Origin of the sequence: Leucobacter sp. MMO-125 (genome assembly GCF_037148395.1) — a bacterium.
Lineage (GTDB): Bacteria > Actinomycetota > Actinomycetes > Actinomycetales > Microbacteriaceae > Leucobacter.
In genome coordinates this window covers 345,390-358,057 of the sequence record NZ_JBBCTL010000002.1, presented here as the reverse complement: position 1 = coordinate 358,057, position 12,668 = coordinate 345,390, and the positions used below count along the sequence as shown (strand labels likewise).

Annotated in this window: 14 protein-coding genes; 12 read left to right on the top strand and 2 right to left on the bottom strand. The window is 66.3% G+C overall.

Features of this window, described 5'->3' with window-relative positions:
- The first annotated feature begins 118 nt into the window (after window positions 1–118).
- On the top strand, window positions 119–451 hold the full coding sequence (locus tag WFI54_RS06365) for a hypothetical protein (protein ID WP_336651954.1): 333 nt from the start codon (window positions 119–121) through the stop codon (window positions 449–451).
- 5 nt (window positions 452–456) lie between these two features.
- Here WFI54_RS06365 and WFI54_RS06360 read toward each other — a convergent pair whose 3' ends face one another.
- Window positions 457–1,092: a maleylpyruvate isomerase N-terminal domain-containing protein gene (locus WFI54_RS06360; protein ID WP_336651953.1), complete on the bottom strand. Its 636-nt coding sequence runs from the start codon at window positions 1,090–1,092 to the stop codon at window positions 457–459.
- Between the two features lie 36 nt (window positions 1,093–1,128).
- Between WFI54_RS06360 and WFI54_RS06355 the strand changes: the two genes are divergently transcribed.
- The 7 genes from WFI54_RS06355 (at window position 1,129) to WFI54_RS06325 (ending at window position 6,141) form a co-directional block, all read left to right on the top strand.
- A complete protein-coding gene (locus WFI54_RS06355; protein WP_336651952.1) occupies window positions 1,129–1,338 on the top strand; it encodes a DUF4287 domain-containing protein in 210 nt (69 codons plus the stop codon).
- 74 nt (window positions 1,339–1,412) lie between these two features.
- Window positions 1,413–1,844, top strand: coding sequence for a VOC family protein (locus tag WFI54_RS06350; protein WP_336651951.1), 432 nt, complete (start codon window positions 1,413–1,415; stop codon window positions 1,842–1,844).
- Between the two features lie 19 nt (window positions 1,845–1,863).
- Window positions 1,864–2,664, top strand: coding sequence for an alpha/beta fold hydrolase (locus WFI54_RS06345; protein ID WP_336652200.1), 801 nt, complete (start codon window positions 1,864–1,866; stop codon window positions 2,662–2,664).
- A 199-nt stretch (window positions 2,665–2,863) separates the two neighbouring features.
- Window positions 2,864–3,595: a GTP pyrophosphokinase gene (locus tag WFI54_RS06340; protein ID WP_336651950.1), complete on the top strand. Its 732-nt coding sequence runs from the start codon at window positions 2,864–2,866 to the stop codon at window positions 3,593–3,595.
- A 9-nt stretch (window positions 3,596–3,604) separates the two neighbouring features.
- A complete protein-coding gene (locus tag WFI54_RS06335) occupies window positions 3,605–4,360 on the top strand; it encodes a phosphotransferase (protein ID WP_336651949.1) in 756 nt (251 codons plus the stop codon).
- A gap of 89 nt (window positions 4,361–4,449) precedes the next feature.
- Window positions 4,450–5,370, top strand: coding sequence for a homocysteine S-methyltransferase family protein (locus WFI54_RS06330; RefSeq protein ID WP_336651948.1), 921 nt, complete (start codon window positions 4,450–4,452; stop codon window positions 5,368–5,370).
- A 63-nt stretch (window positions 5,371–5,433) separates the two neighbouring features.
- The gene (locus tag WFI54_RS06325) at window positions 5,434–6,141 is read left to right on the top strand and encodes a hypothetical protein (RefSeq protein ID WP_336651947.1); all 708 of its coding nucleotides are present in this window, start codon (window positions 5,434–5,436) and stop codon (window positions 6,139–6,141) included.
- A 13-nt stretch (window positions 6,142–6,154) separates the two neighbouring features.
- Here the strand turns inward: WFI54_RS06325 and WFI54_RS06320 are convergent, their stop codons facing one another.
- Window positions 6,155–6,946 carry a CPBP family intramembrane glutamic endopeptidase gene (locus WFI54_RS06320; RefSeq protein ID WP_336651946.1) on the bottom strand — a complete coding sequence of 264 codons (792 nt, stop codon included), beginning with the start codon at window positions 6,944–6,946 and terminating at the stop codon, window positions 6,155–6,157.
- 290 nt (window positions 6,947–7,236) lie between these two features.
- On the opposite strand from WFI54_RS06320, the gene WFI54_RS06315 reads away from it, so the two are divergent.
- From WFI54_RS06315 to WFI54_RS06300, 4 genes are all read left to right on the top strand, one after another.
- Complete coding sequence (locus WFI54_RS06315) at window positions 7,237–8,853, top strand: peptide ABC transporter substrate-binding protein (RefSeq protein ID WP_336651945.1); 1,617 nt, start codon at window positions 7,237–7,239, stop codon at window positions 8,851–8,853.
- Window positions 8,854–9,030: 177 nt separating this feature from the next.
- On the top strand, window positions 9,031–9,957 hold the full coding sequence (locus WFI54_RS06310; RefSeq protein WP_336651944.1) for an ABC transporter permease: 927 nt from the start codon (window positions 9,031–9,033) through the stop codon (window positions 9,955–9,957).
- Window positions 9,950–10,930 carry an ABC transporter permease gene (locus tag WFI54_RS06305; protein WP_336651943.1) on the top strand — a complete coding sequence of 327 codons (981 nt, stop codon included), beginning with the start codon at window positions 9,950–9,952 and terminating at the stop codon, window positions 10,928–10,930. Before WFI54_RS06310 ends, WFI54_RS06305 begins: the two co-directional genes overlap by 8 nt.
- Window positions 10,927–12,645: an ABC transporter ATP-binding protein gene (locus WFI54_RS06300; RefSeq protein WP_336651942.1), complete on the top strand. Its 1,719-nt coding sequence runs from the start codon at window positions 10,927–10,929 to the stop codon at window positions 12,643–12,645. The genes WFI54_RS06305 and WFI54_RS06300 overlap by 4 nt, the downstream gene beginning before the upstream one ends.
- Window positions 12,646–12,668: the final 23 nt, after the last annotated feature.

The following is a 12,668-nucleotide window of genomic DNA, read 5'->3' as shown; positions in this document are numbered from 1 at the left end:
GGGGAACGCGGTGAAGGAGCAGCCGGATCAGCCCAGCTCTACGCAGTCGGAGGCGGAGGGGCCGCGCACTCGGCGGTCCCTCCGGCCGAGACGGTCTTCCCGACCCAGGCGCAGGGCGGTGTGGATCGCCGCTGCAGCGGTGCTCGCGGCAGTGGTGGTCGCTGCGCTGCTGTGGACGAACTGGCCGAAGTCTGGTGCGGAGCCTGTGACGCTCGGTGGTGTTGAATACACCAGCAATGTGCGGATGGAGGAGCAGGGCGGCTACGTGTACGCCTACATCCCCGTCAACTCCGATGCCGGTGGGGTGGTGATCGAGGTCGCCGACGCGGAAGACAATCGCGAGATCCGCGAGTTCCTCGACAGTCTCGACACGCTGTTGCCGGGAGAGCACGTGCTGGCCCTGAGCGAGTCGAATCTGCACATCATCGTGGACGGCATGTCAGAGGGCTGACCTCGCTAGCCGAGCACTGAGAATCCGGGGGAAAGGGTGCCCCGTCCCGTGAGGGCAGCAAGCAGCTGCGGCCCGTCGCCGGCTGCCACGGCGAGTTCAGCGGCAAGCGCGACCGTGCGCTCCAGCACACGGGTGGGAGGGCCGGAGTGCACCCCCGTTGCCGTTGCGATATCCATCCCGTGCACCACCAGCTCAAAGGTGCGCGTGGGGAGGTAGTCGCTGAGGCGGATCCCGCCAACGATGCAGGTGATCACGGGGTTTCCGGCCTCGCGCACCAGGCCGGTCACCCGATCCGCGATCCGCGAGAATGCCGCGACTGGATCATCGCCGAGCGCGTCGCCCGCGGCCACGCCGCGCGCGTGCACCTGGTTCGGATCTGCACCAGTCGCGATACCGGCGCGCCTGAAGTAATCGGCCGGGCTGGTGATCTCCGCCCGCTGCGCCGGCCTGTCGAGGTACTGCTCAACGGTGAGGAGCGCGCGACTCGTGTGCCCCACGAGGGCGCGCAGATCCCAGGTGCCCAGGCCCGGAGCGGCCCAGTCGGGTGCGACGATGCCCGCTACGACGGTGCTCACCCACTCTGCTGAGGCGCTGAAGTCGGCGACGGCGGATCTCGCGGTGTCTAGCGTGTCGTGCTGCATCCTCCTAGTGTGGAGCCACAAGAGAAGGAGCACCAGATGGCGGAGCCAACACAGGGACCGAAGTCGTACTTTCCGTCGATCGAAGCGAAGTACGGTCGATCGATCGACGAGTGGATCGCTCTGCTGCGACCCCATGCGGGCGAAAAGCACATGGAGCAGGTCGCGTTTCTGAAAGAGCAGGGCATGGGCCACGGGCACGCGAACGCCCTCGTGCACGTCTTTCGCGCCGAGCACGACGGGGCATAGCTGCCAGGGGCTTTTGCGTCGCGCCAGGTAGGCGCATACTGGGGTGATCGTCACCCCGCGCAAAGGAGCAGACCATGCCGCACACCCTCGCAACGTACATCGCACTGCCCGGCACCACAGGTGAGGCGATGCAGCACTGGCACGAGATCTTCGGCGGTGAGCTGCAGATCATGAGGTACGGTGACATGCCCCCGATGGAGGGGATGCCGTTCACGCCCGATCCCAAGTCGGTCGCCCACTCGACGCTCGTGCTGCCCGATGGTGCCGGAGTGATCGCCGGCGGTGACTCCATGGACGACGGCACCGACTATCCCGTGCGCGGATCCGCCTACTCGATGCTCTACACCACCGACACCCCCGATGAGGCGCGTGCCTTCATCCAGAAGTTCCTCGACGGCGGCGGCACCGTGGGCATGCCGTTCGAGCAGGCTCCCTGGGGCGATTGGTACGGGCAGGTGTTCGACCGTTACGGCGTGATGTGGTCGTTCTCCTGCGACGCCGCCTGAGCGGTAGCGTGGAGGGGTGATCGACCAGACCAGCCCCTTCGTGCACTCCGTCGTGGTGGGTGAGGCCGCGCCGCGCCGCGTGGTGTTCCTGCACGGCCTCTTCGGTCGTGGCAAGAACCTCATGCGCATCGCGACGGGGCTCGAACCGGAGGCGCAGAGCCTGCTCGTCGACCTGCCCAACCACGGCCGCTCGGCCTGGACCGAGGCCTTCGACTACGTCGAGATCGCCGATCTTGTCGCCGAGCACCTGCGTGCAGGGTTCGCCGCCGACGGGCAGGTCGATGTCGTGGGGCACTCGATGGGCGGCAAAGTGGCGATGGTGCTCGCGCTGCGCCACCCCGAGTTGGTGCGCCGACTCGTGGTGATCGACATCTCGCCGGTCGCCTCAGGATCCTCGCGCGGCGAGTTTCGTCACCTGCTCGACGCCCTCGCCGGCCTCGACCTCGGATCGGTGACGCGGCGCTCGGACGCGGATGAGGCCCTCAAGGCTGCGATTCCCGAGAGCGGCGTGCGCGGTTTCCTGCTGCAGAACCTACGCCGCGGAGAGCACGGTTTCGAGTGGGAGCCGAACCTGCGGCTGCTGCGCGAGCAGCTTCCGGCAGTGATGGGCTTCCCCGAGCTGCCGGGGCTGACATTCACCGGGCCTGTGCTGTGGATCGCGGGGGAGCGCTCCAGCTACGTCTCCGACGAGGATGCGCCGGCGATGCGCGCGCTCTTCCCGCGCACGGTCAGAATGACGGTGCGCGGCGCCGGCCACTGGGTGCACTCGGAGAAGCCCGACGAGGTCGTCACGGCGCTGCGCACCTTCTTGGGCGGCTGAGGCGACCCGGCCGCGGCTGTCGATATGGGATCTGCCGAAGATATGCCCGATCCCGCAGGAAACGACATATGTTGGGCAGATCCCAGACCGACGGCGCCGGTGTCGTGTTGCCCGATCAGCGAGGCAGGGTCGCGCCGGTGAGGAAGGCCCGCCGACGCAATCTCAGCCCCATCCGAACGGAGGCGACTACGCTGGCGACATGAGCACAGCCGCAGTCGACAGTTTCGAGACAGGATCGGACGGCTCCGACGACGAGATCACCATCTCCGCCAGCGCACTGCGAGCCCTCGGCGATCAGATGCAGCGCTTCCTCCTCGAATACCGCTTCGCCATGCAGGAGGTCGAGACCAAGCTCGCGATCCTGCGCGAGGAATTCCTGCACATGCACGAGTACAACCCCATCGAGCACGTCTCGAGCCGGGTGAAGTCTGTCGACAGCCTCGTCGACAAACTGCAGCGCCGCGGCCTCGGCAGCGACTTCGACGAGATCCGTCGCGAAATCCACGACATCGCCGGCGTGCGCGTCACCTGCGCCTTCATCCGCGACGTATATCGGCTCTTCGACCTGCTCACCCAGCAGGACGACATCACCGTGCTCGAAGTTGAAGACTTCATCAAGCACCCCAAGCCCAACGGCTATAAGAGCCTGCACGCGATTATCTCAGTGCCTGTTTACCTCTCGACGGGCAGGGTGGACGTTCCCGTCGAAGTGCAGTTCCGCACCGTCGCCATGGATTTCTGGGCGAGCCTCGAGCACAAGATCTACTACAAGTACGCTCGCCGCGTGCCCGACGCCCTGCTTGCAGAGCTCAAACACGCCGCCGACACCGCAGCCGAACTCGACACCCGCATGCAGCGCCTGCACGTGCAGGTGCACGGAGAACCGCCGTTGCACACGGCACCAATCGAACTGCGTGGTCTGCGGCAGTAGAGTCGGGGCGTGGAAAACGAACATCTTCCCGGCGGATCCGGTGGCGTCTGGCGTCGGAGCACGCCCAGCGGCGAGATCCGTGTGCACCGTCCCACGGGCCCTTGGACCCCTGCCGTGCACGCCCTGATCGCACACCTGCACGCACGCGACCTCGACGGCGTGCCCCAGGTGCACGGCTTCGACGCCGACGGGCTCGAAGTGCTTGACTACCTGCCGGGGGAGACCCTCAACCCCGAAACCGAGCAGCCAGGCGAGCAGGCGCTCACCGGGGCCGCCGCCTGGTTGCGACGCTTCCACGACGCTGTGAGCGACTTTCGCCCGGGCCCGCTGGAGTGGCGGCAAGGCAGGCAAGATCTGCGCCCCGACGAGCTGATCTGCCACAACGATCCCGGCCTCTACAACTGGGTGGTTGCGGGCGATACCTTCGCGGGCATGATCGACTGGGATCGCGCCGGCCCAGGTCGCCCCATCGACGACCTCGCCTTTCTCTGCTGGTCAGGGGTGCCGCTGCTGCGCGAAATCCCCGTCGCCGAAGCGGCACGCAGGGTTGCGCTCGCCGCAGAAGCCTATGGCGGGATCGCGCCAGGCGAGCTGCTCGACGCTGTCGATGCGCGCATGGAGCTCATCGCGCAGCGCTGGCGTGCCGGTATCGAGCGTGGCGACCCCGGCACGCTCGCGCTGCGGGATTCGGGTGTAATGGATCGCCACCTGGAGCGGGTGCGCGGCTTCGACGCCCGCCGGGAGGCGATCCGCCGACTGCTGTAGCGAGCACTAAACCGCGGTGAGCTTATGCCAGACTGGAGCCGAGACTACCGGAGAGGGTCGTTCGGAACGGCCCCGTGAGGAGTACCAGCATGACGAGCACCACCACGACGAGCGGAGCAATGCAGCTCGGCCTGGCCGACGGCGGGATCGAGACGGCACTGACTGACAGACTGGGGCAACGACTGCCCGAGTTCGCGGCATTCACGCTGCTCGACACTGTGGAGGGGCGCGAAGCGCTCCGCGAGTACTACCGCCCGTTTCTGCGGCTCGCGATCGAACACGGGCGCCCGCTCGTGCTTGACACCCCCACCTGGCGCGCCAACACCGACTGGGGTGAGCGCCTGGGCTACGAACAGCGGGCCCTCGACGCCCTGAACGCCGACGCCGTAGCGCTGCTGCGCGAACTCGACGAGGACGAGGGCGACGAGTCGATCGAGGTGGTGGTGAACGGCTGTGTCGGCCCGCGCTTCGACGACCACTACATCGAGGGGCGGCGCATGACCGAGGCCGAGGCCGAGGCGTATCACGCGCCTCAGGTGAACGCACTCGCCGAGGCCGGAGCGGATCGGATCACCGCGGTAACCACGCTCGACGCGGCCGAGGGCATCGGCGTGGTGCGTGCTGCGCAGGCCGCCCGGATGCCTGTGGCGGTGTCGTTCGTGGTGGGCGAGGACGGGCTGCTCGCCGATGGCAGCACGCTCGCCGCCGCCATCGGCGCGGTTGACGGCGCGACGGGATCCGCCGCGATTGGTTTTCTAGTGAACTGCGCGCACCCCTCCGCCGTGGCAGAGGGCCTGGCCGCCTGCGGTGCGAGCCCGGAGCTGGAGCGCCTCATCGGCTTCCGTCTGAACGCGGCGCACGTCGGCGACGACGGCCCCGGTGACGGCCCCGAGTCGTTCGCCGCGCTCGAGGCCGGCCTGCGCGAACTCGCGCCGAACGCGAGCGTCTTCGGCGGCTGCTGCGGCACGGACACCCCGCATATCGCGGCGCTCGCTGCTTTGCTTCCCTAGGGGGTGCTCTGAATCGGCCTCGCCGGTTATTGGGCCGAGGGTGGTTGTGGCTAGGCTGGTGTCGTGAATAGAGACCCATTCGAGGAGCTGTTCGGAGCGTCGTCGAAGAACGACGCTCACGAGTCTGCACCGGCGCCGGTCCCCGCCCGCGAGCGTCTGGCGTACGAGCAGGCAGAGCGGGTACGCACCTCCCAGCTCCCCGCGAGCAAGCGCACCTCCCCGGCCGATCCGGGCGACGGATCCGGCGATCGCGCCGCTCGCGCGAAGCCCTGGATCGTCGTCGGTATCGTCGCCGTGCTGGCGCTCATCGCATCGATCATGATTCTGAACCTCGCTCGGGGCACCCAGGAAACGCCGCAGCCCACGACCGACGCGACTCCCACGCAGACGCCGAAGACGACCTCCCCGGCGAAGCCCAAGACCACAAACGATGACGATGACACGCCGACGTCGCAGCCCAGCGGCCCGCCCACCGTCGACGTAGGGCCGACCTACGACATGGCGATCGGTCCCTGGAACGCGACCTCGCAGATCTCGCAGCGCTTCGGTCCCGTCAACTTCAATATCCCTGACGGTGTGAATCTCGTGCTCACCTCGGACCTGCTGTCGTCGTTCCCGGACTCGTGCGCCGCGATGCGCGAGGGCTGGGGTGCCACGAAGACCGACGCCGGCTATGTCGTGCGCAAGCCCGCCACGCGCTGTGCTGCGGCTCCCGAACTCTACGACGAGGTGTGGGGGCTCACGGACGCCTGGGTGCGCACGATCCGCTGAGCATCGTTTCGCGCTACCCGGCGAACAGTGCCGGCCAGAGTGCGACGGCGAGCGGGTAGCCCACGAAGCTGACGATGTCGAGGATCCAGTGGGCCACGATCAACGGGAGGGACCGGCCCCAGCGCTGGTACGCCCAGCCGAAGACGAGGCCCATCACCACGTTGCCGATGAAGCCGCCGAAGCCCTGGTACAGGTGGTAGCTGCCGCGCAGCAGCGCGCTCGCGATTACCGTCGCGACTGGCCCGACGCCCAGACGGCGCATCCTGTCGAAGAAGTAGGCGACCACGATCAGCTCCTCGCCGAGGGCGGCCCTGAGTGCTTGCAGCACGAGCACCGGTACCGTCCACCAGAAGGCATCGAGGGCTGTCGGCACCACCGTCGTGTTGATGCCGATCCACTTCGCGAACAGATAGAACCCCAGCCCGGGCACGCCGATCAGCGCTGCCAGCGCAACACCAGCGCCGCTCTCGCGCAGCCACCAGCCGCGCCGCGGGCCGGCCGGGCGGGTGGGTGCGCCGAGCCCGAGCCTCCCGAGATGGGGGCGTCGGTCGCGCCAGAGCAAGAAGACCACGAGCGCAACCGGCGCGAGCCCGAAGGTGACGCCGAGCAGCTGGTAGATCAGATCGAAGACGGGGCTCTCGGCGAGAGGCCGGTTGATCGTGGCCGTCTGCGCGCTGAGCGCGGCCTCGCGCGTTAGGCGCTCGATGATAGTCACCACCGCATACACACCCGAGGCCCCAAAGGAGAGCGCGAGCACGATGCCGAGTTCCCAGCGCAGCCGCGCCGGCGATTGAGGTTGCGTCACCGCACCAGCGTATAGAGAGCGAAGGCCCGGAGACGGTGCAGGTGCGGCGATGGCTCTGTTCGCGGCGCAATCTCCCAGGAACATGTCGATTTCGTACAGTTCTGCCCGCGAAGTATGGAAGAAGATTCTCGGACTCCTACAGACCTCCATCACGATGCCGTTACAGACACTGTTTTGTGCAGACGCCTCCCCGGCTGTCGTTAGGCTGGGGAGGTCATTTCGAATTCATCCGGGGCGGAAGCCACATCGGCGTGCCCTGACCGGATGGAACATTTCAAGGAGGAAACCTCGTGAAGCGATCCAAGATTGGCTTCGGGTTCATCGCTCTGGCGGCGGCGGGCGCGCTTGCGCTCTCCGGTTGCACCGGCGGCGGCTCGAACGGCGGCGGCGAGGCCGCAGCCGGCGGCATTATCACCGTCAATAACACCGAGCCCCAGAAGGGCCTGATCCCGGCGGACACCACCGAGGTCGGCGGCGGCAAGGTTGTCGATTCGCTCTGGGAAGGCCTCGTTTACTACGATGCCGACGGCGTGACCCAGATGGGCGTTGCCGAGTCGATCGAGCCCATGAACGACACCAACACCCTGTGGGAGGTGAAGCTCCGCGACGACGCGGTCTTCTCCGACGGTACCCCCGTGCTCGCCCACAACTTTGTGGACGCCTGGAACTACGCTGCGAACGTCGACAACGCGCTGGGCAACCAGTACTTCTTCAGCGCTATCAAGGGCTTTAGCGAGACCGATCCGGTCGAGGCCATGGAGGGCCTGAAGGTCGTCGACGACCACACCTTCACCATTGAGGCTTCGCCCGACTTCCCCGACCGTCTCGGCTACTCGGCGTATTACCCGCTGCCTGACGTCGCATTCGAGGACATGGAGGCCTTCGGCCAGAACCCGATCGGCAATGGCCTCTACAAGCTCGACGGCGAAGGCGCCTGGAAGCACGACGAGTCGATCAGCCTCGTGAAGAACGACACCTACGTCGGCCCGCGTGAGGTCGCGAACGACGGCATCGAGTTCAAGGTTTACGCCTCGCTCGACGCCGCCTACACCGATCTGCTCGCCGGCAACCTCGACGTGCTCGACCAGATCCCCGACACCTCCTTCGCGGTGTTCCAGGACGAGCTGGGTGACCGCGCCATCAACCAGGCCGGCGCTCTGACCACCACCCTCGCCATCTCGACCAGCCTGCCGCACTTCGGTATGGACGAAGAGGGCAAGCTGCGCCGCGCCGCGCTCTCGATGGCTGTGGACCGTGAGGAGATCATCGACGTGATCTTCGAGGGCACCAACGTTCCCGCGGTCGACTTCACCTCGCCCGTGGTCGACGGCTACGCCGACGACCTCGCCGGCAAGGAGAAGCTCGAGTTCAACCTCGACGAGGCCAAGAAGCTGTGGGCTCAGGCAGACGCCATCAGCCCCTACGAGGGCACCATCCAGGTCGCCACGAACTCCGACGGCCCCCACCAGGTGTGGGTTGAGGCTGTGGCCAACCAGTGGGCCACCAACCTCGGCGTCTCGGCCGCTCCGAAGCTCTACCCGACCTTCGCAGCCTTCCTCGATGACCGTGAGGCCGACGTCGTCGGCGGTCCGTTCCGTGCCGGCTGGCAGGGCGACTACCCGGGTGCCTACAACTACCTGCAGCCCCTCTACTACACGGGTGCCAGCTCGAACCACGGCTTCTACTCGAACCCCGCGTTCGACGCGAAGCTTGATGAGGCCGTGCAGCAGAGCGACCACGAGGCCCGCAACAAGATGCTGAACGAGGCGCAGGAGATGCTCCTTGAGGACATGCCCTCCATCCCGCTCTGGTACCAGGGCACCACCGGTGGGTTCTCGGAGAACGTCGACAACGTCGCGTTCGGTTGGAACTCGGTGCCGATCTTCAACGAGATCACCAAGAAGTAACCCTCAGCGAGGGCCCCGGGTCTCAGACCCGGGGCCCTCGCCTCGTCTCGGCGCGGTGCGCCGAGCGGCCCTTTTCTTCCGAACCGAGAACGCTGCAGTTCTCGGCTTCGTGTTTCCGCCTAATTGCGAGAGAATACGCAACATGTCAACCCACACCGAACGGGGAGGAACCAGCTCGTGCTGAGATACATCCTCTTCCGTCTGCTGCAGGTGATCCCGGTGCTGCTGGGAACCACCTTCCTCATCTACTTCATGGTCTTTGCGATGCCGGGCGATCCCATCGCCGCAATGTTCGGCGACAAGCAGCCGAGCGAAGCGGTGCTTGAGCGCGTGCGCGCGCAGTACCATCTCGATCAGCCGTTCATCGTGCAGTACCTGCTCTACCTCAAGGGCATTTTCGTCGGCGACTTCGGCGTCAGCTTCTCGGGGGAGCCGGTCTCGCAGATCCTCGCCCGCACCTTCCCGGTGACGATCAAGCTCGCCGCGATGGCGATTGCCATCGAGCTCGTGCTCGCCGTGGTCATCGGCCTCTTCTCGGGGCTGCGCAAGGGCAAGCTGTTCGACAACGTCAACCTGATCATCGGCCTGCTGTTCATGAGCATCCCGATCTTCGTGATCGCGTTCATCGCGCAGTTCGGCCTCGGCCTCAAGCTGGGGTGGTTCAAACCCACGGTGAGTTCGGGCGCTCCGGTGCAAGATCTGCTGCTGCCCGCAATCGTGCTGGGCGTGAGCCTGTACGCCACGAGCATGCGCCTCACGCGCGCCTCCGTGATCGACACGCTCAACCAGGACTTCGTGCGCACGGCCTACGCGAAGGGGCTCAGCCGCCGCCGGGTCATCCCCGTGCACGTGCTGCGCAACTCCCTCATTCCGACGATCACCAACACCGCAACAGACTTCGGCGTGCTCATGGTCGGCGCGACGGTCACCGAGGGCATCTTCAACGTGCCCGGCGTTGGCAACGTGCTCTTCCAGGCCATTCTGAAGGGCGAGAACGCCACGGTCGTCTCCTTCGTCACCGTGATGGTGCTCATCTACCTCGGCGTGAACCTGGTCGTCGACCTGCTCTACGCCGTGCTCGATCCGAGGATCCGCTATGCCTGATTCCCAGAACCAGTCCCAGCCCGGGCGCAGCGTGCGCCCGCCGATCGAGCACTTCGTCGCTCCGGTCGACGAAACCCCTGTTGTTCCCGTCGATGCGGTGCGCATCAAGGAGAAGAAGTCGAACCTCTGGCTCGACGCCTGGCGCGATATGCGGCGCCGACCCATGTTCTGGATCTCGGTGGTGATCATCCTGGTGGTCGCGCTCGTCGCGCTCTTCCCTGGTATGTTCACCCAGGTGGATCCGCGAGCCAGTTCCCTCGCGAACTCGAACGGCGCCCCCACCGCAGGGCACCCGCTCGGCTTCACGAAGCAGGGGTACGACGTCTATGCGCGCATCATCTACGGCGCATCGACCTCCGTCTCGGTGGGTCTCATCGTGATCACCATCACCTTCGTGGTGGGCACCGTGATGGGCGCGCTCGCCGGGTTCTTCGGCGGAGCGCTCGACACCGTGCTCTCGCGCATCGGCGACATCTTCTTCTCGATCCCCTACATCCTCGCCGCTGTCGTCGTGATGAGCGTCATGCAGGAGTACCGCAACCCGCTGGTGATCGCCTTCGCGATCGGTGGCTTCTCGTGGCCGATCACCGCGCGCATCGTGCGCAGTGAGATTCTGCGGGTGAAGAACGCCGACTTCGTGATGGCTGCCGAGTCGCTCGGCCTGTCGCGCTTCGCGACGCTCGTGCGGCACGTGCTGCCGAACGCGCTCGCACCGGCCATCGTGGTGACCACGCTCTCGCTGTCTTCGGCCATCGTGGCCGAGGCGACGCTTTCGTTCCTCGGGGTCGGCCTGCCGCCCGGGCAGTTCATCAGCTGGGGCAACGACATCAGCGCCGCGCAGCTTTCGTTGCGCACCGACCCCATGCCCCTCATCTATCCGTCGCTCGCGCTCACGGTCACCGTGCTGGGGTTCATCCTGCTCGGCGAAGTTGTGCGCGATGCGCTTGACCCGAAGGCGAGGGCCCGTCGATGAGCGCAGCCAATCAAAACGAGCAGGCCGCGAAGCCGCTGCTGACCGTGCGCGATCTGAGGGTCGCGTTCGGCACGAAGAAGCAGCCGAACGAGGTGCTGCACGGCATCTCCTTCGACGTGTACCCGGGCGAGACCGTTGCGATCGTGGGCGAGTCGGGATCCGGCAAGTCGACGACCATGCACGCCGTCATCAACTTGCTGCCGGGCACCGGCCGCACTACCGGCGGCTCGGTGCAGTGGAACGGGCGCGAGCTCGTGGGCATCGGTCGACGCGATATGGAGTCGATCCGCGGGCGTGAGATCGGCCTCGTGCCGCAGGATCCCATGTCGAACCTCAACCCGGTGTGGTCGGTCGGCTTCCAGGTGGAAGAGGCGATCCGCGCCAACGGGCTGGCGAAGGGTCGCAAGGAGGTCAAGCAGCGCGCCGTCGAGGTGCTCGAACAGGCAGGTCTGCAGAACGCCGAACAGCGCATGAAGCAGTACCCTCACCAGTTCTCGGGCGGTATGAAGCAGCGCGCGCTCATCGGCATCGGTCTTGCCGCGAATCCGCAACTGCTGATCGCCGACGAGCCCACTTCGGCGCTCGATGTCACCGTGCAGCGCGTGGTGCTCGATCACCTCTCCTCCATGACCGAGCAGCTCGGCACCGCCGTGGTGTTCATCACGCACGACCTCGGCCTTGCTGCCGAGCGCGCCGAGAAGCTGATCGTCATGTACAAGGGCAACATCGTCGAGTCGGGTCCGAGCCGTGAGATTCTGCAGCATCCGCAGCATCCCTACACCAAGCGCCTCGTTTCGGCTGCGCCGAGCCTCGCCTCGCGGCGAATCGGCTCCGACGCTGTGGTGCCGGCGGCACCCACCGAGAGTTTCGATCTTGCGGCCCTGGCCGAGAGCGAGAAGCCCACGGTGAAGCACGGTGAACCCATGATCGAGGTGCAGGGGCTCGGCAAGGTCTACAAGATCCGAAAGGGCAACTTCGGTTCTGAAGATTTCCACGCCGTTTCCGACGCCTCCTTCACCGTGAACCGCGGTGAGACGATGGCGCTCGTGGGCGAGTCGGGGTCGGGCAAATCGACGATCGCGAAGATGGTGCTGCAGCTGGAGAAGCCCACGACGGGTTCGATCCGCATCGGCGGTGAAGAGACTGCGACGCTGTCAGGGCGCAAGTTGTTCGATCTGCGGCGCACCCTGCAGCCCGTCTTCCAGGATCCCTACGGTTCGCTTGATCCGCTGCACAACATCGGCAACACGATCATGGAGCCGCTGAAGATCCACAACGTTGGCGATACTGCGAGCCGGAAGGCGCGCATGTTCGAACTGCTCGACCAGGTCGCGTTGCCGCGCGAGCTCGCCACCCGCTATCCGAACGAGCTCTCGGGCGGGCAGCGGCAGCGCGTCGCCGTCGCACGTGGTCTCGCGCTGAAGCCCGACATTCTCGTGCTCGACGAGGCAGTCTCGGCGCTCGACGTGCTGGTGCAGGCGCAGATCCTCGATCTGCTCGCCGAGCTGCAGCAAGAGCTGGGGCTGACGTATCTGTTTATCACTCACGATCTCGCGGTGGTGCGACTCATCGCCGACAGGGTGTGCGTAATGCAGCAGGGTCGCATCGTGGAGCAGGCAACGACTGCTGAGGTGTTCGAGAACCCGCAGCAGGAGTACACGAAGAACCTGCTCGCTGCGATTCCCGGCGCGAAGATCGAGCTCGGGTTGAGCTGAGTCTGCGCACGCGCGCTGCGCGG